The sequence below is a fragment of the Acidisoma sp. 7E03 genome (genome assembly GCF_054665075.1).
In genome coordinates, this window is record NZ_BAAFHE010000004.1 from 88,787 (window position 1) to 106,139 (window position 17,353).

Consider the following 17,353-nt stretch of genomic DNA (forward strand, 5'->3'; position numbering starts at 1 on the left):
AGGAGACCGTTTTGTCCGCCCATCCGCTCTGGGATCTCTTCGCGCGTGAGATCGCGCCCCGCCGCTTCGTCGATCTCACCCACGCCTTCCATCCGGGGCAGCCGAAATTCCCCGACTTCCCTGATGGCACGCAGGACTTCCATTTCGACTACAGCCTCGGTCACGGCTTTCAGGTGCATCGCTACACGCATGTCGGGCAGTGGGGCACGCATGTCGATCCGCCGGTGCATTTCATCGAGGGCGGCCGCAGCCTGGACCAGCTCCCCGTCTCCGAGATGATCCTGCCGCTCGTGGTGCTCGACATCAGCGCGCGCGCCGCCGAGGACGCCGATGCGACGCCCCAGCGTTCGGATGTCGAAGCCTGGGAAGCACGGCACGGGCGCATTCCCGCCGGCAGCTTCGTGGCGCTGCGCACCGACTGGTCGAAGCGCTGGCCGGATGGCGCCGCCATGGCGAACAAGGATACGGACGGCCGCGCGCATTACCCCGGCTGGTCGACCGAGGTGCTGCGCCTATTGATCGAAGATCGGGGCGTCGCGGCCGTCGGTCACGAGACGACCGATACTGATCCCGGCCTCGCCACCTCGGCCGGCGATTTTTCGCTCGAAACCTATGTCCTCGCGCAGGACCGCTGGCAGATCGAGCTTATGGCCGATCTGGCGGAGGTTCCGGAGGCCGGCGCGCTGATCGTCGCCACCTGGCCGAAGCCGCGCGGCGGCTCCGGCTTCCCGGCCCGCGTCTTCGCCATCGTCTAGCAACGATCATCCGACGTATGGTGGGCTCAGCTTCGCCAAGCCCACCATACCGGTCATACCGGCGGTAATCCGGCCATGTCGCGCCAGGCGGCTTCGTCCAACACGGTGATGCCGAGTTCCGCCGCCTTCTTCGCCTTCGAGCCCGCATCGGCCCCGGCGACGACGTAATCGGTCTTCTTGGAGACACTGTCTGTCACCCGCATGCCGAGTTGCTCGGCGCGCGCCTTCGCCTCGGGCCGAGTCATGCTCTCCATCCCGCCGGTGAAGACGATGGTCTTGCCGGCGAGCGGGCTGTCGGCCCCGGCACTCTCGGCATCCTCGATCGTCAGCTCCGCCGCGAGCTGATCCAGCACCGTCACGTTGCGCTCTTCGGAAAAGAACTCCACCAGTTCTTCCGCGACCGCCGGCCCGATCCCGAGGATGGAGCCAAGCGCCAGCCGGGCATCGGAGCCGACGATACGCGCCGCCAGCATCTCCTGCCGCCACTGGATGAAGCCGCCGTAGTGGCGGGCGAGCAGCTTGGCGTTGGTCTCCCCGATGCGGCGAATGCCGAGGGCGTAGATGAAGCGCGCGAGCGGCACGGTCCGCCTGGCCGCGATGGAGCGGGAGAGGTTCGCGGCCGACAGGGCGCCCCAGCCCTCGCGCTTGGCGATCTCCGCCTCATGCTCGGGCAGGTGGAAGATGTCGACCGGGCTCGCGACCAGCTTGTCGGCGTGAAATTCGGCAATGGTCTTATCGCCCAGTCCCTCGATATCGAAGGCCCCGCGCGAGACGAAATGGATCAGCCGCTCCACCTGCTGGGCTTCGCAGATGAGCCCGCCGGTGCAGCGCCGCACCACCTCCCCCGGCGGGCGAAGCGCGAGCGAACCGCAGACCGGGCAATGGTCCGGTGGCGTCCAGTGCTCGGTGCCTTCGGGCCGCTTCTCCGGCACGATGCCTAGGATCTGCGGGATCACGTCGCCCGCGCGCTGCAGCATCACCGTGTCGCCCACCCGCACGTCCTTGCGGGCGATCTCGTCCTCGTTGTGCAGCGTGGCCCGGCTGACCAGCACGCCGCCGACGTTGACGGGCTCAAGCTCGGCGACCGGCGTCAGCGCGCCCGTCCGCCCGACCTGGATGTTGATCGCGAGCAGCCGCGTCACCGCCTGTTCGGCGGGGAATTTCCAGGCGATCGCCCAGCGCGGCGCGCGACCGACGAAGCCCAGACGCCGCTGCAGCGTCACGTCGTCGATCTTGTAGACCACGCCGTCGATGTCATAAGGCAGATCGGCGCGGCCCATGCCCATCTCGGTCTGGAAGGCTTCCGCCTCCGCCCCGCCCGAGACCTGCCGCCGCAGCGGGTTGACCTGAAATCCCCAACTCTCCAGCCGCGCCAGGAACTCCCAATGGCTGTCCGCGATCTCCTCGCTCGCCTCGCCCACGGCATAGGCGAAGAAGGAGAGTGGGCGGGCGGCCGTGATGCGCGCATCGAGCTGACGAAGCGAGCCCGCCGCCGCGTTACGCGGATTGGCGAAAAGCCGCTCGCCCGCCGCCTCCTGCGCTGCGTTCAGCGCCAGGAAATCCGCCTTCGTCATCAGCACTTCGCCGCGGATTTCCATCCGTGCAGGCGCCGCTCCATGCAGCCGTTCCGGCACGGTTTTGAGGGTGCGGACATTTTCGGTCACGAGTTCACCCTCGAAACCGTCCCCGCGCGTCGCCGCCGCCACCAGCACGCCGTTCTCGTAGGTGATGGAGAGGGACAGCCCGTCGAGCTTGGGCTCGGCGACGAAGCGCAGGGCGCTCTCGTCCTTGAGACCGAGGAAGCGGCGGATGCGCGCCTCGAATTCCGTGAAGTCTTCCACGCCGAAGGCGTTGTCCAGCGACAGCATGGGGATGCCGTGGCGGTGCTTGCGGAAACCGGCCGCTGGCGTCGCACCCACGTTTTCGGCGGGCGACCCAGCCTCGGCGAGATCGGGATGCTCGGCCAGAATCTCGTTATAGCGCCGGCGCCACCCGTCATACTCCGCGTCCGTAACCTCGGGCGCGTCCTTCTGGTGATAGGCGACATCCGCCGCTGCGACCTTCATCGCGAGGCTCGTCAACTCTGCCCGCAGCGCCTCGGTGCCCTTGGTTTTTGGTTTCCGGCTCATGCGGCGTTCCCCAGCAGGCTGTCGGCCGCCGCACGCGCGGCCTCCGTCACTTCCTCGCCCGCCAGCATGCGGGCCACTTCCTCACGCCGCGCTTCGCCCGTCATCGGCTCCACCCGCGTCGCGCTCCGCCCACCCTGCACGCTCTTGGCGACCCTGAGATGGGCATTGCCACGGGCCGCGACCTGCGGGCTGTGCGTCACCGTGAGCAATTGGACGTCGCGCGCGAGCCGCGCAAGCCGTTCGCCCACGGCGGCCGCAGTCGCGCCGCCGATGCCGGAATCGACCTCGTCAAACACGAGGGTGCCGACCGCCGAGCCTCGGCTCAACACAAGCTTCAGCGCCAGCATGAGGCGGGACAATTCGCCGCCTGAGGCAATTCGGTCGATCGCGCCGGGCGCCTGGCCCGGATTGGTCGCAATCAGGAAGCGAATGGATTCGACGCCCCGCGCGCCCCAGCCGCTTTCGGGGAGCGCCGCGATCTCCACGACGAAGCGCGTGCGCTCCAGCTTGAGCGGCGGCAGCTCCGCCATGATCGCGGCTTCCAGACGCTTCGCCGCTTTCTGGCGGGCGGCCGAAAGCGCTTCAGCGGCGGCGAGATAGGCCGCGCGGTCCTCGGCGACGGCGGCCTCCAGTTCGACAAGATGCGCAGACCCCGTGTCGAGCGCGGCGAGCCGGGCCGCGAGCTGGTCGCGGAGGGCCGGCAGTTCGGCCACCCGCACGCCATGCTTGCGGGCAGCGGCCCGCAGCGCGAAGAGCCGTTCCTCCGCCCGCTCCAGCTCGCGCGGATCGGCCTCGGCTTCATGCGAGAGGCGGGCAAGCAGGGTCTCGGCCTCGGCGATCGCCTCTTCCGCCCGGTCGATGGCGGCCAGCGCCGGTGCCAGCGGATTGTCCCCCGGCTGCGGGTCAGACAGGCTGCTCGGCAGCAGCCGCTGCAGGCTGCGGGCGGCGGCCCGCAAGGCGGCAGCCGGCCCGGGGTTGCGGCGTTCGCGTGGCGCAATCTCGGCGAGTGCCGCCGCAATCGATTCCGCCCGGCGGGCCGCCTGCTGCATGGCGTGCCGCGCCTGGGCCAGCGCCTCCTCCTCCCCCGCTTCGGGCGCGAGATCGTTGAGTTCGCCTACCGCGTGGCGCAGCCATTCCTCATCCGCCTGGGCCTCAGCCAGCGCCCGCCGCGCGGCGCCCAGAGCGGCCAGTCTGTCGCGCCAGCGCCCCCAGGTGCCGGCGACGGTTTCCGTCACCTTCGCCGGCACACCGAAACTGTCAAGCAAGGGCCCGTGCGCCGTCGGATCGGCGAGGCCGATCTGGTCATGCTGGCCCTGCACCTCCACCAAAAGCGCCGCCAGCCGGCGCAGCAACCCGGCGCTCACCGGCTGATCATTGACGAAGGCGCGGGACCGGCCGTCCTTCTGCACTAGGCGGCGAATGACGATCTCGTCCTCCGCCTCCAGCCCCTGTTCGGCGAGCAACGCGAAAGCGGGATGGGAGAGGGCCGGGGTGAAGAAGGCGGTGACCGTCGCCTGCTCCTGGCCGGCACGCACCAGGCCGCTATCCGCGCGGTCACCCAGCGCGAGGCCAAGACTATCGAGAAGGATGGATTTGCCGGCACCCGTCTCGCCCGTCAGCACCGTCAGCCCAGGGCCGAAGGTCAGGTCGAGACGGTCGATCAGCACCACGTCCCGGATGGACAGCGCACTCAGCATGGCGCTTATCCCGTCACAGGACGGGCGGTCAGAACAGCCAGCCGAAGAACCCGCCGGAGGATTTCGGCGGCGGCGTCTTCACCGAGGTTCCAGCCATGCTGCCGGTCTCGGCCGTGGTGTCGGTGTCGGACGTCGCGACGTCACCCGTCCGGCGGTTGATCACGTCGGCCGAGGCGAGCTTGCTGTAGGCCTCCTGATACCATTTGCTGCCCGGATAGTTGTAGGCCAGCACCGCGGCGGTGCGCCGGGCTTCGTCCGTCATGCCGAGCTTCAGATAGACCTCGACCAGACGCTCCAGCGCTTCGGCCGTGTGGTTCGTCGTCTGGTAGTTGTTGATCACGACCTGATAGCGGCCGATGGCAGCGGCATAGAGATGCTGCTTCTCGTACCACTTGCCCACCACCATCTCATGGCCCGCAAGCTGGTCCTCGCCGAGGTCGATCTTCAGCTGGGCATCGCGGGCATAGGCGGAGTTCGGGAAGCGGTTGACCACTTCCTGCAGCGCGTCGATCGCCTGCTGCGTCGTTGCCTGTTCACGCTGCACGTCCGAGATCTGCTCGTAATAGCAAAGGGCGCGCAGGTAATAGGCATAGGCGATGTCGCGGTCCGCCGGATGCAGGTCGATGTAGCGGTTCAGGGCGCTGATCGCGTCGGTGTAGTGGCTGCGCAGATACTCGGTATAGCCGTGCATCAGCTGCGCATTCGTGGCCCAGGGCGAATAGGGCGTGTTCTGCTCGATGTCGTTGAAGTCGTTCACCGCGGCCTGATAGTCCTGCTTCTGCAGGGCGTTGATGCCGTTGTTGTAGACGACCTCCGGCGGCAGATGCGCGTTGCGCGCCGAAATCTGCTCGGCCGTCGGGCCGGATTTGAAGAGCCCGCAACCGGCAAGTGCCGGTGCCAGGATCAGGACGATCGGAAGAATCCGGCGGTGCTGTGACATGCTCGGCGACTTATACCATTCCAGGCCCCACGCGAAGACCCTGCGATGCTGCATTTTCATGCGGTCACCGGCCGCCCGGCACCCACACGACTTCGCGCCCCGATCCCGCGTTGAGGCTGCGGCTGAGGACAAAGAGGTGATCTGACAGCCGATTCAGAAACAGCAGGATCAGCGGGTTGAGCGGTTCGAGCGCCGCGAGCGCCACGGCCTGGCGCTCCGCCCGGCGCGCCAGGGTGCGGGCAAGGTGGGCATGGGCCGCCGCCGGCGTACCGCCAGGCAGCACGAAGCTCGTCAGCGGCGGCAGCACTGCGTTCATCGCCGCGACCTCGGCTTCCAGGCGGAGTACGGCTGCCTCGGTCACGCGCAGGCGCGGACGCGAGGTCTCCTCTCCGGGCGCCGGCTCCGGCGTGCAAAGATCGGCGCCAAGATCGAAGAGGTCGTTCTGGATACGGGCCAGCATGGCGTCGGCCTCCGGCTGATCAGCCGTGTGCAGGCGCAGAAGGCCGATAGCGGCATTCGCCTCGTCAACCGCGCCCAAGGCGTCCACACGGGGCGCGTCCTTGCCCACGCGCGTGCCGTCGCCCAGCGAAGTTTCGCCCTTGTCGCCGCCGCGCGTCACAACCCGGTCGATCCGTACCGTCATGCCGTTCTCACCCGCGTCTCACTCACCTGTCGCCGGAATAGCCCGATGCTCCCGCACTGTCACGGCACCCGCAGCCGCGGGCCGCTCCAACGGCGGGGAAGGTTTGCCGTGAAAGCGATTGTCGGCCGGCCGACAGCCCGATATGTGCGGCGCAGCATGGACATGACCCAGCCAGTCGCCTTTGACCTGTTGAGCGGCGCCCCGCTGGGGGATGGTCCGCTCGCCGTCTATCGCCATGCCGTCGCCGAAAAGCGCGTCGTCTCCGACCCGGTCCAGGTGGCAGCCGCCGAGCGGCTGCAGGCTCTCTGGTCCAAGCTGCGCCATTACGACCCGCCGCCCCGCCTCGCCCGCAAGACCCTGCTCGGCCGCTTTCTGCGCCGCAAGCCGGTGGACGAAGCGCCGGGCAATCAGATCAACGGCCTCTATCTGGTCGGCGAGGTCGGGCGCGGCAAATCCATGCTGATGGACATGTTCTTCGCGACCGCCGAAGTGCCGCGCCGCCGGCGCATCCACTTCCACGCCTTCATGCAGGAATCCCATCAGCGCATCCACGCCTGGAAGCAGGCCAATCCGGGTGGCGAGGACCCGATTCCCCCGCTCGCGGACCGGGTCGCCGAGGAAGCCATCCTACTCTGCTTCGACGAGTTCCAAATCAACGACATCGCCGACGCCATTATGCTCGGCCGTCTCTTCGAGGCGCTGTTCGAGCGTGGCGTCGTCGTGGTCGCGACCTCCAACACCGTGCCCGACGATCTCTTTCGCGGCCAACCCGGGCGTGATGCCTTCCTACCCTTCATCGCCGTGCTGAAGCAGCATCTCGACGTGCTGGTGCTGGAATCCCAGCAGGATTACCGGCGGCTGCGCGAGGCGACGGGTGAGACCTGGCACGTGCCGGCCGGTCCCCGCGCCCGGGCGGCGCTCGACCGCGCCTTCACCACGATGAGCGAAGGCAAGCCGGTCAGCCCCGTCCGGCTCACTGTCATGGGCCGGGCGCTGGACGTGCCGCAGGCGGCGGGCGGCGTCGCCCGCTTCGCCTTCCCCGATCTTTGTGCGCGCAATCTCGGCGCGGGGGACTATCTCGCAATCGCCACCCATTTCCAGACCGTGGTGCTGGACGACATCCCCCTGCTCACGCCCGAGAACCACAACGAGGCCCGGCGCTTCATCAATCTGATCGACAATCTCTACGATCACCGGGTGAAGCTCGTGGCCTCGGCCGCCGCCGAACCGGATGCCCTCTATCCCGCCGGCGAAGGCGCGATCGCCTTCGAGCGCACGGCCTCGCGGCTGATGGAAATGCGGACCGAGGATTATTTCGCCCTCTCCCATCTGACCTGATGATCGCCTTTTGGGGCAAAGCCAGCTTTGAGAGCTGTATTTACCCCTTTTGTTAATGTAATAGGGAAATGAGTTGGCTGACCTTTTGGAGCCAAGTTGGGATTTTTAAAAATGGTCGCCCGGCCCGATTCGGTTTGCAAATTTATCTGTGAAACTGGCAACTGGCAGGTAACCAATCTGCAACTGCAGAAGCTTTTGTACGTCGGCCAAATGGCCTTCCTGGGTATGGAAGGCGAGCGATTGGTGGATTTGCATTTCGAAGCCTGGGACTATGGCCCTGTAGCTCCGCAAGTCTACAAGCAGGTGAGGATGTTTGGCAAAGCGCCGATCCAGGACGTATTTCCAGATGCCCGACCTTTTGCTGCAAGCAGTAAACGACGGGAATATCTGGCAGATGTTTGCCGTGATCTACTTGCTGTTCCTCCTGGAGAACTTGTAGAAATAACTCACTGGGAAAGGGGCGCATGGGCCGCGCATTACATCCCTGGCGTTCGTGGAATTAAAATTCCTGACGAGGCTATCATCAATGAATGCCGGGCCCGAATCACCGCAGGACATCTCCAGCCGAATTGATCAACTGCTTGCGCTTAAGGAGTCTACTCCAAGTGCTTTAAGTGCTGCTGCGTTAGAATCGCGACTGGAGGAAGAGAAGGCCCAGCGTAAAATTGAACGGTTTTTTTGGCTGTTGGGCGTTACCGTTCTGATTGATTGCATCCTTTTTAAATTCGAAGGAACAGTGCTGCCTAACGCCTTTATAATACTGATATCACTCGTGTTTCTTATTGGCTGCGCGCGATGGCTGGAAGTTCCGTGGGTATATGTATTCCTTGTTCAGTGCTTCAATCGGTTTTCTCAGACGAAGCAAAGCGCCTCCCCCTCCGCTGAGGTAGAGCAGTAGTCCTTTGAGCATATCCGTTAGCAGACGCGCCCACGCACACGATGGACTATCGAGCAAGAGACAACCCGTTGCGTGCTAAGGGACGAGCGTAACTACGCTTTGCCGCCATCGGCACCAGATTGCGCAGGAACATCGCGCTCGCCGCCGCCCAGGAATAGCCTTCGGCGAAGCGCCGGCAGGCGGCGCGGTCCGCCGTCAGCGCCTGGAGCGCTGCGGCGCGCAGATCGTCGTTGAGGCCACCCACGGGTTCGGCCGCGCCGCCCAACACGTCCCGCGGGCCAGTGACGGGATAGGCCGCGACGGGGGTGCCGCAGGCCAAGGCTTCCAGCATCACCAGGCCGAAGGTGTCCGTCCGACTCGGAAAGACGAAGACGTCGGCCGAGGCATAAGCCGTCGTCAGCGCTTCGCCCTTCAGCATGCCCGTGAAGCGGGCCTCGGGAAAACGCCGCTCGAGATGCGCGCGATCCGGCCCGTCGCCCACCACGAGTTTAGAGCCAGGGAGATCGAGCTTGAGGAAAGCCTCGATGTTCTTCTCGACCGCGAGACGCCCGGCATAGAGGAAGATCGGCCGCGGCAGGTCGCTATCCTCCCGGCGCAGGCCGGGGTGGAAGCTCTGCGTGTCCACGCCACGGCTCCAATGGCAAACATTGCCGAAGCCACGCTGGCGCAATTCCCGGATGAGGCTCGGGGTTGCAGCCATCACGGCGGAGCCAGCGCCATGGAAGCGCCGGATCCAGCGGTAGACCACGCGCTCCGTCCAGATGCGGGGTAGCGGCAGGCGGGCCGCCACATACTCCGGAAAGCGGGTGTGGAAGGAGGTGGTGAAGGCATGCCCCCGCTGCCGCGCCCAGCGCCGCGCGGCGAGGCCGAGCGGCCCCTCGGTCGCGATATGCAGCGCGTCGGGGGCGAAGTCTTCCAGCATGCGACGCAAGCCGGACCCTGGCATCAGGGCCAGCCGGATCTCGGGATAGAAGGGACAAGGCAGCGTGCGGAATCGGTCCGGTCCGAAGACCTCGACCGCGATGCCCCGCGCCTGCAGCTCCGCCACGATCTGCCCGAGGCTGCGCACCACGCCATTGACTTGCGGATGCCAGGCATCCGAGACGATGGCGACGCGGCTGGGCCAGGCCGTCATGCCGGCATCGGCTCGGCCAGATCGGCCTCGGCGCCAGGCAGGATCGCATCGGCAGCGGCCTTGGCGGAGCGCCGGGCCGGCGCCGGCGCCACGCTCTGGCGCAGCACACTCGGCCAGTCGATCAGCTCGAAGCGCCCGTCGTGATGCTCCACCAGCGCCGTGCAGCTCTCTACCCAGTCACCGGTATTGTAGTAGCGGGTCTCGCCGATCAGCCGCATCTCGGCATGGTGGATATGGCCGCAGATCACGCCATCCATCTCGCGGGTGCGGGCTTCCTGGGCCAGCGCCACCTCGAAGCTGTCAATGAACTTCACCGCTTCCTTCACCTGGCGCTTCAGCCAGGCGGAGAGCGACCAGTAGGGATAGCCGAGATGGCGGCGGCCCCAGTTGAACCAGCGATTGGCGACCAGCGCCATCGTGTAAGCCTGGTCTCCGAGATGGGCGAGGAATTTGGCGTAGCGCACCACGCTGTCGAAGGCATCGCCGTGGATCACCAGCAGGCGCTTGCCGTCCGCCGTCACGTGGACAGCCTCTTCGGCGAGGCGGACGCCGGCGATTTCGAGACCCAGGGGCAGCCAGGCGCGCATCATCTCGTCGTGATTGCCGGGGATGTAGATAACCTCGGCCCCATGTTTGGCGTGGCGCAGGATCGTGCGTAGCACGGCATCATGGTGCTGGTCCCAGAACCAGGAGCGGCGGAGGCGCCACCCATCGATGATGTCGCCCACGAGGTAGAGCCGCTCGCAGGTCGCATCCGCCAGGAAGTCGTTCAGCATCTCCGGCTTGCTTCCCTTGGTGCCGAGATGCACGTCGGAAATGAAGACGGAACGGTAGAGCGGTGCCTTGGCCGATTGCGCGTTGGTGCGCTGCGGACGAGGAGCAAAGGGCACGTCATTCATGGGCGCGACTCGCGTTTTCGAATGTCCGGTCGCGCATCCCCCTAGTGCTTCGACGCCTCACACCCCAGTGACACTTGAATGAACCACTCAAAACGTCACATTGATTGCCCAAATGTGTCGGGGGCGGGCCGATTGGCCTTCGCCGCCTGAGGTCGTTACCATTCGGCCGCGCCCAGCGTATGGGTTTCAGAACCGCAAGAGGGCTCGCCTCCGCCGATGACCGATCGCCGCTTTCTCTTCATCGAACCGGGTGCCTGGGTGCGCCATCCGGCCTGCCCCGATTGGGGCATCGGCCAGGTGCAGTCGGTCGTCAACGACCGCATCACCGTGAACTTCGAGGAAGCGGGCAAGCGGCTGATCAATGCCCAGGTCGTCTCCCTCGAACTGGTGGATGAGTGATGGCCGCCTCACCGCTGATCGACCCCTTCGGCCGGACCATTTCGTACCTGCGCATCTCGGTGACGGACCGCTGCGATCTGCGCTGCCTCTACTGCATGCAGGAGCAGATGACCTTCCTGCCGCGGGAGGAGTTGCTGACTTTCGAGGAGCTGGAGCGGCTGGGCCGGCTCTTCATCCGCCTCGGCACCCGCAAGCTCCGCATCACCGGGGGCGAGCCGCTGGTGCGGCGGGACGTCATGCGGCTGATCGCGACGCTGGGCGCCGAGATCGGGCCAGGCGGGCTGGAAGAGCTGGTGCTGACCACCAATGGCAGCCAGCTGGCACGTCATGCCGAGGGGCTGGTGGCCGCCGGGGTGCGCCGCATCAACGTCAGCCTCGATACGCTCCAGGCCGAGCGGTTCCGCACCATCACCCGCGGCGGCCGGCTGGAACAGACGCTGGAGGGGATCGCCGCCGCCAAGGCCGCAGGCCTCCGCATCAAGATCAACACCGTGGCATTGCGCGGCCTCAACGAGGATGAGTTCGACGATCTGCTGATGTGGTGCGGGCGGGAGGGCTTCGACCTCTGCCTGATCGAGACCATGCCGCTGGGCGAGACCGGCGAGAGCCGGGTGGAGCATTATCTGCCGCTCACCACCGTCCGGCAGCGGCTGGGCGCGCACTGGACCTTGCGGCGTGACGCAGAGACGGGTGAGACGGGTGTGGCACCGGGCCCCGCGCGCTATTGGCGAGTGGCGGAAACGGGCGGGCGGATCGGCTTCATCACGCCCCTCACCGACCATTTCTGCGATGCCTGCAACCGTGTGCGGCTGACCTGCACCGGCACGCTCTTCCTCTGCCTCGGCCAGGAAGACCAGGCGGATTTGCGCACACCACTCCGCCAGGGAGCCTCCGACGCGGAGATGGAGGCCATCCTGCGGGAGGCGATCGCCCGCAAGCCGCGCAAGCACGATTTCATCATCAGCGACGCACCGGCCCAAAAACAGCTAGCCCGTCACATGAGTATGACGGGCGGCTGATCGGCTCGGGTCGAAAACCCCGGCAAATGCCGGGGCACTCCTGGAGAGGTCTTAGGCGCTCTTACGGGCGGCGGCGCGCTCGACGCGGCGCTTCAGCACCTTCGCCTCGGCGGAGAGCTTCGCCGTCGGCGTGCCGAGCAGGAAGGCGTCGATGCCGCCCTTGTGCTCGATCGTGCGCAGGCCGCGCGCGGTGACGCGCAGGCTCACCGGGGCGCCGAGAATATCGGACATCACGGACGCGTCCTGAATGTTGGGCAGGAAGCGGCGGCGGGTCTTGTTATTGGCGTGGCTGACGTTGTTGCCAGACAGAACGCCTTTGCCGGTGATCTCGCAGCGACGGGACATAGGAAACCTCGAACACATCAAGCGGGTCACGCCGCGCGCGAAAGGGGAGCGCGGCTTCCCGACGGAGGCGGGCTTATGGCGAAACCGGACTGTAACGTCAAGCCGTCCCGCCCGATTCCGACGCCCGCCGGGAAGGGATCAGGCATGTCCCTGCGCAGGCGGGTGGGACAGGCCTTCCATCTCGCCCGAGGAGACGCTAGCGCGGGCCTGATCCAGCACCGCCAGAACCTGATCCCGGTCGAGATTCATCGACAACATGCCGAGCGCCCCGCCCAGCAGGGCAGAGGCGATGGAGATGGCGTCCACCTTCTCCTTCAGAAGGTATTCGATCGCCTGGTCCACCACGGCGCCCGCATGGCGCAGCTCCGGCGCAGCCTGGGCGATGTCGGACAGATCGGAGCGGTCGTCGCTGGAGCTCATGGTGTGACTTCCTTCGTGGATTGCGGGGCGGAGGAGGTGCGTTCGGCAAGGGCAACCGCTTCCGCGTTGACCGTCCGCTCGGCTTCGGCCCCCTCCTCCTGCTCGGCCTGGGCGGCCCACATGCGGGCATAGATGCCGCCTCGGCTGAGCAAATTCCAGTGGCTGCCGCGCTCGGCAACCCGCCCAGCTTCGAGCACGATGATCTCGTCCGCGTCCACCACCGTGGAGAGGCGATGGGCGATGGTCAGCGTCGTGCGGTTCTGGGCGATGGCGCGGAGCGCCGCCTGAATCTCCTGTTCGGTGCGGGTGTCGAGCGCGCTCGTCGCCTCGTCCAGGATCAGCACGGCCGGGTTCTTCAGCAGAGTGCGTGCGATGGCGACGCGCTGCTTCTCGCCGCCTGAGAGCTTCAGCCCGCGCTCGCCCACCTTCGTCTCGTAGCCTTGCGGCAAAGCGAGGATGAAGTCGTGCAGCTGGGCGAGCCGCGCGGCCTCCTCCACCTCTGCATCGCTCGCGTCCGGCCGGCCATAGCGGATGTTGTAGCGGATGGTGTCGTTGAACAGCACGGTATCCTGCGGCACCACGCCAATGGCCGCGCGCAGGCTGTCCTGCGTCACGTCACGGATGTCTTGTTCGTTGATCCGGATGCTGCCGGACCCGATGTCGTAGAAACGGAAGAGCAGCCGGGTGATGGTGGATTTGCCGGCGCCGGTGGGCCCCACGATCGCCAGATTGCCGCCGGCGGGAATCTGGAAGCTCACGCCCTGCAGGATGGGCCGGTCGGCATTGTAGCCGAAGTGCACGTCTTCGAAGCTGAGCGCTGCCGTTCGCCCGGCGGTGCGCAGCGGCTGGGCGCCCGGCGCGTCCTCGATCTCGGCGCCCACGCGCATCAAGCTGAAGAGGTGCTCGGTATCGACCAGCCCCTGTTTCACCTCGCGATAGACAAAGCCGAGGAAGTTCAATGGCGTATAGAGCTGCATCAGATAGGTGTTGGCGAGCACGAAGCGCCCGACCGACATCCGGCCGGCCGCGACCTCCTGTGCCGACAGCAGCATGATGGCGCCCAGGCCGAGCGCGATGATCACGGTCTGACCGATGTTGAGGAAGTTCAGCGTCACCTGGGACCGCACGGCCGCGCGCTCGTACCGCGCCAGGGCCTTGTCGAACCGATCGATTTCCAGCGCCTCGTTGCCGAAATACTTCACCGTTTCGTAGTTCAGCAGACTGTCCACCGCCTTGGTCTGCGCGTCGGAATCGGAGTCGTTCATCAGCCGGCGGAAGCGCACGCGGTAATTGGTGAAGGACAGGGTGAAGGCGACGTAGAGACCGACGGCCACCACCACGATCGCCGCATAGCGCCAGTCGAAGATGCGCCACATGACGATGACGACGAGCAACATTTCGAGCAGCGTCGGCAGGATGTTGAAGACGGCAAAGCGCAGCACCTGCTCGATTCCGCGCGTCCCACGGTCGATGGCGCGGGACAGGCCGCCGGTGTGGCGATCCAGATGGAACCGCAGGGACAGCTTGTGCATGTGCTCGAAGGTCTGCAGCGCGATGCGGCGCACCGCATGCTGCTGGACCGAGGCGAAGACGGCATCGCGCAGCTCCGCGAAAGCCCCCGAGGCGATGCGCAGGATGCAATAGCCGATGATGAGGGCCAGTGGGACGGTGATGACGGCCGCAGCCGCCGCGCTGCCGCCCACCGCATGCGCGGCCTTCGGGGCCAGATGGTCCACCGCGCGGGCATAGAAGATCGGCACGTAAATCGTCGCGACCTTGGCCAGGATGAGGCAAGCGAAGGCCAGAACGACCCGCAGCCGCGCCATGGCGTCGCCCGCCGGCCACAGGTAAGGAAGCAACATCCGGATTGTCCGGAACGCCGTATCCTTGTCGACGGGAGGCGCGGCGGCCGCGCCCTCCCCTAATGGATTCGATGCGGGTGTAGATGCCATGGCTGCGCATGTGGCACCGCCCCCCGCCCCATGCAAAGGCTTCTTGATCATGGCTGATCGCGTCACCGAAAAACTACTGCGGCATATCGAGGCCGCGCACAACGCGATCTTGCCGGGCGAGCGTCTGCCCTTCCGCATCGGCGACCATGCTGTTGGCTGGCTGAAGCCTGCCTTTGCCGAAGCGTTGGCGGAGACCGCGGGTCTCGACCGCGACGCCGGCGGCGGCGTCACCCTGCCCGCGGACCGCGCGGCAGAGTTGCCGGCCATTGCCAAGGCTCTCTGCGAGGCGACCTGGTTCCGCTGGCGCGACGAGGCGTTCGACGTGCGCGCGAGCGACACCGGGCCGGCCCTCACCCAGGTCGACCGCGGCGCCGTTCCGCTCTTCGGGACCATCTCCTACGGCGTGCATCTGAACGGCCTCGTGCGCCGCGCGGACGGGCTTCACCTCTGGGTCGCGCGGCGGGCGCAGGACAAGCTGCTCGACCCCGGTAAGCTCGACCACATCGTGGCGGGCGGCGTCTCGGCGGGCATGAGCCCGGAGGAAACGCTGCTCAAGGAAGCGGAGGAAGAAGCGGCTGTGCCGGCGGAGCTGGCGCGATCGGCGGTCGCCGTCGGGCACATCCGCTACGACATGGAGCGGCAGGAAGGGCTGCGTCGCGACCTGCTGCATTGCTACGACCTCGATCTGCCGGAGGACTTCACCCCGCGGCCGAGCGACGGCGAGGTCGCCGGCTTCGAGCTCTGGCCGATCGCGCGGGCCTTCGAGGCCGTGGTCGAGACCGAGGACTTCAAGTTCAACGTCAACCTGGTGCTGATCGACCTCTTCCTGCGCCAAGGCCTGGTCAAAGATGCGGCCGGCGCCGCCCGGCTCCGCGCTGCGCTTTCGCAACAATGACGGTCGACTGAATCAAAAATTTTTAAAAACAGTCGGTTATGCGGTAACACTGGGCAACAATCATTGACTGGCGGTTGCCATCCCAGAATGCTTCTCTGATCCCCAGGTTAAGATTACGTCTGAACCCGTGTGGCGGTGCCTGAAGGCATGCCCGCGGGTCTTGAATGTGGAGACCAGGGGTATGGACGGATTGCCGAACCATTATACCGAGACGGCAATTCCCGCGGCGTCCCGCACGCTGCGTCACGCGATTGATTGCCAGGGCACCGGCCTGCACAGCGGTCGCGAGACCCGGCTCGTGCTCAAGCCTGCGCCGGCCGGCACGGGCATCGTCTTCCGTCGTACGGATCTGGGCATCGACCTGCCCGCCCGCTTCGATCTCGTGACCGATACCCGCCTCTGCACGAAGCTCTCCGCGCCCGGCCATCCGGAAGCGACCGTCGGCACCATCGAGCACATCATGGCCGCGCTCGCCGCCTGCGCAATCGACAATGCCATCATCGAAGTGGATGGTCCGGAAATCCCGATTTTCGACGGCTCCGCGTCGCCCTTCCTCTTTCTGATCGACTGTGCGGGCATCGCCGATCTCGCCGCGCCGCGTGACATGATCGAGGTGCTGAAGCCCATCACCGTATCGGAGAATGGCGCAACCGCCACCCTCGAGCCGCTTCCCGCCGGCCGCAGCTGGCTCGGCCTCGACCTGTCTATGTCGATCGACTTCTCTGCTCCGGCCATCGGCCAGCAGAGCTTCGATCTCCGTCTGACGGAGGACAGCTTCCGCGCCGAACTTGCGCGCTGCCGCACCTTCGCCCTGGCGCAGGAGATCAAGCAGCTGCAGGCAGCGGGCCTCGCCCGCGGCGGCAGCCTTGCCAATGCCTTGGTGGTCGAGGGGAGCCGCATCCTCAACCCCGAGGGTCTGCGGGTGCCGCAGGAATTCGTGCGCCACAAGGTGCTGGACGCGGTGGGCGACCTCGCCCTTGCCGGCGGCCCGCTCATCGGCCGCTTCACCGGCAGCCGCTCTGGCCACCGGCTGAACAATCTCCTGCTGCGCGCCCTTTTCGCGGATGCCACCGCCTTCCGGCACGTGACGGCCACGGGCCTGCACGCCCCCTCCTACAGCGGTGCGATGCAGCTGCCGCTGCGCATGCCGGCGGCTGCCTGAACCACCCTGCTTTTCCGTAATCCAGCCGACATCACAGACGTCTTCTCAAGACCGCGCGGCAATGCCACATCGGGGTCCATGAACCGTCGCACGCTTTTCGCCTGGCTGCCCCTCCTCGCGCTGCCCGTCGCCCTGCTCGGGGCGCCTGCCGCGCATGCGCAGCTTACCGCCTCCCCCCCAACCACGCCGCAGGATCAGGCCGACATCGCCAAGATCGAGGCCTATCTCAACGGCATCACAAGCCTGAAGGCGCGCTTCCTGCAGGTGGACGCCCAGGGCAATTCGATCGGCGGCAATGTCTGGATGCATCGGCCCGGCCGGATGCGCTTCGAATACGATCCGCCGGACCGCATGCTGCTCGTCGCTGGCCACGGGCTGCTCGTCTTCTACGATCCGGCGGTGAAGCAGACGACGAACATCTTCCTCTCCTCGACGCCGCTCGGCCTGCTGCTCGAGAAGAATCTGAAGCTGTCGGGCAAGGTGACCGTCACCGGCATCGCCCGCGCACCGGGCCAGATCCAGCTCTCCATCGTCCGCAGCGACAAGCCGCAGGGGGGCACGATCACACTGATCTTCGCCACCGATCCGCTGACGCTGCGCAGCTGGATCATCACCGATGCGCAGGGCAAGAAGACGCAGATCAGCCTCTACGACGTGACCTATGGCGGGAATTACCCCGACAGCATGTTCACCTTCGTCGGCCCCCAGTTCGAGAACCACTGAGCGA

General features: G+C 66.4%; 17 protein-coding genes. 8 read left to right on the forward strand and 9 right to left on the reverse strand.

The window, feature by feature from the left end:
• The first annotated feature begins 11 nt into the window (after positions 1-11).
• Positions 12-755 carry a cyclase family protein gene (locus ACYQ6W_RS07710; RefSeq protein WP_459674578.1) on the forward strand — a complete coding sequence of 248 codons (744 nt, stop codon included), beginning with the start codon at positions 12-14 and terminating at the stop codon, positions 753-755.
• Positions 756-808: 53 nt separating this feature from the next.
• On the opposite strand, the gene ligA is transcribed toward ACYQ6W_RS07710, so the two are convergent.
• The 4 genes from ligA to ACYQ6W_RS07730 all read right to left on the reverse strand — a co-directional run bounded on the left by ligA (position 809) and on the right by ACYQ6W_RS07730 (position 6,164).
• Positions 809-2,884 carry an NAD-dependent DNA ligase LigA gene (gene ligA / locus ACYQ6W_RS07715; protein WP_459674579.1) on the reverse strand — a complete coding sequence of 692 codons (2,076 nt, stop codon included), beginning with the start codon at positions 2,882-2,884 and terminating at the stop codon, positions 809-811.
• Positions 2,881-4,581, reverse strand: coding sequence for a DNA repair protein RecN (recN, locus tag ACYQ6W_RS07720; protein ID WP_459674580.1), 1,701 nt, complete (start codon positions 4,579-4,581; stop codon positions 2,881-2,883). Before recN ends, ligA begins: the two co-directional genes overlap by 4 nt.
• 28 nt (positions 4,582-4,609) lie before the next feature.
• The gene (locus ACYQ6W_RS07725) at positions 4,610-5,521 is read right to left on the reverse strand and encodes an outer membrane protein assembly factor BamD (RefSeq protein WP_459674581.1); all 912 of its coding nucleotides are present in this window, start codon (positions 5,519-5,521) and stop codon (positions 4,610-4,612) included.
• A 64-nt stretch (positions 5,522-5,585) separates the two neighbouring features.
• Positions 5,586-6,164, reverse strand: a complete 579-nt coding sequence (locus ACYQ6W_RS07730) for a cob(I)yrinic acid a,c-diamide adenosyltransferase (protein ID WP_459674582.1) — start codon at positions 6,162-6,164, stop codon at positions 5,586-5,588.
• Between the two features lie 162 nt (positions 6,165-6,326).
• On the opposite strand from ACYQ6W_RS07730, the gene zapE reads away from it, so the two are divergent.
• Both zapE and ACYQ6W_RS07740 read left to right on the forward strand, forming a co-directional pair.
• Positions 6,327-7,502, forward strand: a complete 1,176-nt coding sequence (gene zapE, locus ACYQ6W_RS07735) for a cell division protein ZapE (protein ID WP_459674826.1) — start codon at positions 6,327-6,329, stop codon at positions 7,500-7,502.
• Positions 7,503-7,613: 111 nt separating this feature from the next.
• Entirely contained in the window at positions 7,614-8,075 is a 462-nt protein-coding gene (locus ACYQ6W_RS07740) for a Panacea domain-containing protein (protein ID WP_459674583.1), read from the forward strand.
• Between the two features lie 371 nt (positions 8,076-8,446).
• Here the strand turns inward: ACYQ6W_RS07740 and ACYQ6W_RS07745 are convergent, their stop codons facing one another.
• A complete protein-coding gene (locus ACYQ6W_RS07745) occupies positions 8,447-9,535 on the reverse strand; it encodes a glycosyltransferase family 4 protein (protein WP_459674584.1) in 1,089 nt (362 codons plus the stop codon).
• On the reverse strand, positions 9,532-10,434 hold the full coding sequence (locus ACYQ6W_RS07750) for a UDP-2,3-diacylglucosamine diphosphatase (RefSeq protein ID WP_459674585.1): 903 nt from the start codon (positions 10,432-10,434) through the stop codon (positions 9,532-9,534). The genes ACYQ6W_RS07745 and ACYQ6W_RS07750 overlap by 4 nt, the downstream gene beginning before the upstream one ends.
• A gap of 216 nt (positions 10,435-10,650) precedes the next feature.
• Here ACYQ6W_RS07750 and ACYQ6W_RS07755 point away from each other — a divergent pair, with 216 nt between their 5' ends.
• A complete protein-coding gene (locus ACYQ6W_RS07755) occupies positions 10,651-10,833 on the forward strand; it encodes a DUF3553 domain-containing protein (protein ID WP_459674586.1) in 183 nt (60 codons plus the stop codon).
• On the forward strand, positions 10,833-11,852 hold the full coding sequence (gene moaA / locus ACYQ6W_RS07760) for a GTP 3',8-cyclase MoaA (RefSeq protein ID WP_459674587.1): 1,020 nt from the start codon (positions 10,833-10,835) through the stop codon (positions 11,850-11,852). The genes ACYQ6W_RS07755 and moaA overlap by 1 nt, the downstream gene beginning before the upstream one ends.
• Before the next feature lie 51 nt (positions 11,853-11,903).
• Here moaA and rpmB read toward each other — a convergent pair whose 3' ends face one another.
• The 3 genes from rpmB to ACYQ6W_RS07775 form a co-directional block, all read right to left on the reverse strand.
• A complete protein-coding gene (gene rpmB / locus ACYQ6W_RS07765) occupies positions 11,904-12,197 on the reverse strand; it encodes a 50S ribosomal protein L28 (protein ID WP_459674588.1) in 294 nt (97 codons plus the stop codon).
• Between the two features lie 138 nt (positions 12,198-12,335).
• Positions 12,336-12,617, reverse strand: a complete 282-nt coding sequence (locus ACYQ6W_RS07770; RefSeq protein ID WP_459674589.1) for a hypothetical protein — start codon at positions 12,615-12,617, stop codon at positions 12,336-12,338.
• Positions 12,614-14,479, reverse strand: a complete 1,866-nt coding sequence (locus ACYQ6W_RS07775; RefSeq protein WP_459674590.1) for an ABCB family ABC transporter ATP-binding protein/permease — start codon at positions 14,477-14,479, stop codon at positions 12,614-12,616. The genes ACYQ6W_RS07770 and ACYQ6W_RS07775 overlap by 4 nt, the downstream gene beginning before the upstream one ends.
• Positions 14,480-14,618: 139 nt before the next feature.
• Between ACYQ6W_RS07775 and ACYQ6W_RS07780 the strand changes: the two genes are divergently transcribed.
• The 3 genes from ACYQ6W_RS07780 to ACYQ6W_RS07790 all read left to right on the forward strand — a co-directional run bounded on the left by ACYQ6W_RS07780 (position 14,619) and on the right by ACYQ6W_RS07790 (position 17,349).
• A complete protein-coding gene (locus tag ACYQ6W_RS07780) occupies positions 14,619-15,464 on the forward strand; it encodes an NUDIX hydrolase (protein WP_459674591.1) in 846 nt (281 codons plus the stop codon).
• Between the two features lie 181 nt (positions 15,465-15,645).
• A complete protein-coding gene (lpxC, locus tag ACYQ6W_RS07785; protein WP_459674592.1) occupies positions 15,646-16,626 on the forward strand; it encodes a UDP-3-O-acyl-N-acetylglucosamine deacetylase in 981 nt (326 codons plus the stop codon).
• A gap of 78 nt (positions 16,627-16,704) precedes the next feature.
• On the forward strand, positions 16,705-17,349 hold the full coding sequence (locus ACYQ6W_RS07790) for a LolA family protein (protein ID WP_459674593.1): 645 nt from the start codon (positions 16,705-16,707) through the stop codon (positions 17,347-17,349).
• The last annotated feature ends 4 nt before the right edge of the window (positions 17,350-17,353 follow it).

Bases quoted from the DNA above. Each gene is read 5' to 3' on its own strand.
- moaA (WP_459674587.1), top strand. From the start codon at position 10,833: ATGGCCGCCTCACCGCTGATCGACCCCTTCGGCCGGACCATTTCGTAC.
- ACYQ6W_RS07730 (WP_459674582.1), bottom strand. From the start codon at position 6,164: ATGACGGTACGGATCGACCGGGTTGTGACGCGCGGCGGCGACAAGGGC.
- recN (WP_459674580.1), bottom strand. From the start codon at position 4,581: ATGCTGAGTGCGCTGTCCATCCGGGACGTGGTGCTGATCGACCGTCTC.
- lpxC (WP_459674592.1), top strand. From the start codon at position 15,646: ATGGACGGATTGCCGAACCATTATACCGAGACGGCAATTCCCGCGGCG.
- ACYQ6W_RS07780 (WP_459674591.1), top strand. From the start codon at position 14,619: ATGGCTGATCGCGTCACCGAAAAACTACTGCGGCATATCGAGGCCGCG.
- ACYQ6W_RS07740 (WP_459674583.1), top strand. From the start codon at position 7,614: ATGGTCGCCCGGCCCGATTCGGTTTGCAAATTTATCTGTGAAACTGGC.
- rpmB (WP_459674588.1), bottom strand. From the start codon at position 12,197: ATGTCCCGTCGCTGCGAGATCACCGGCAAAGGCGTTCTGTCTGGCAAC.
- ACYQ6W_RS07725 (WP_459674581.1), bottom strand. From the start codon at position 5,521: ATGTCACAGCACCGCCGGATTCTTCCGATCGTCCTGATCCTGGCACCG.
- ligA (WP_459674579.1), bottom strand. From the start codon at position 2,884: ATGAGCCGGAAACCAAAAACCAAGGGCACCGAGGCGCTGCGGGCAGAG.
- zapE (WP_459674826.1), top strand. From the start codon at position 6,327: ATGACCCAGCCAGTCGCCTTTGACCTGTTGAGCGGCGCCCCGCTGGGG.
- ACYQ6W_RS07750 (WP_459674585.1), bottom strand. From the start codon at position 10,434: ATGAATGACGTGCCCTTTGCTCCTCGTCCGCAGCGCACCAACGCGCAA.
- ACYQ6W_RS07775 (WP_459674590.1), bottom strand. From the start codon at position 14,479: ATGTTGCTTCCTTACCTGTGGCCGGCGGGCGACGCCATGGCGCGGCTG.
- ACYQ6W_RS07770 (WP_459674589.1), bottom strand. From the start codon at position 12,617: ATGAGCTCCAGCGACGACCGCTCCGATCTGTCCGACATCGCCCAGGCT.
- ACYQ6W_RS07745 (WP_459674584.1), bottom strand. From the start codon at position 9,535: ATGACGGCCTGGCCCAGCCGCGTCGCCATCGTCTCGGATGCCTGGCAT.
- ACYQ6W_RS07790 (WP_459674593.1), top strand. From the start codon at position 16,705: ATGAACCGTCGCACGCTTTTCGCCTGGCTGCCCCTCCTCGCGCTGCCC.
- ACYQ6W_RS07755 (WP_459674586.1), top strand. From the start codon at position 10,651: ATGACCGATCGCCGCTTTCTCTTCATCGAACCGGGTGCCTGGGTGCGC.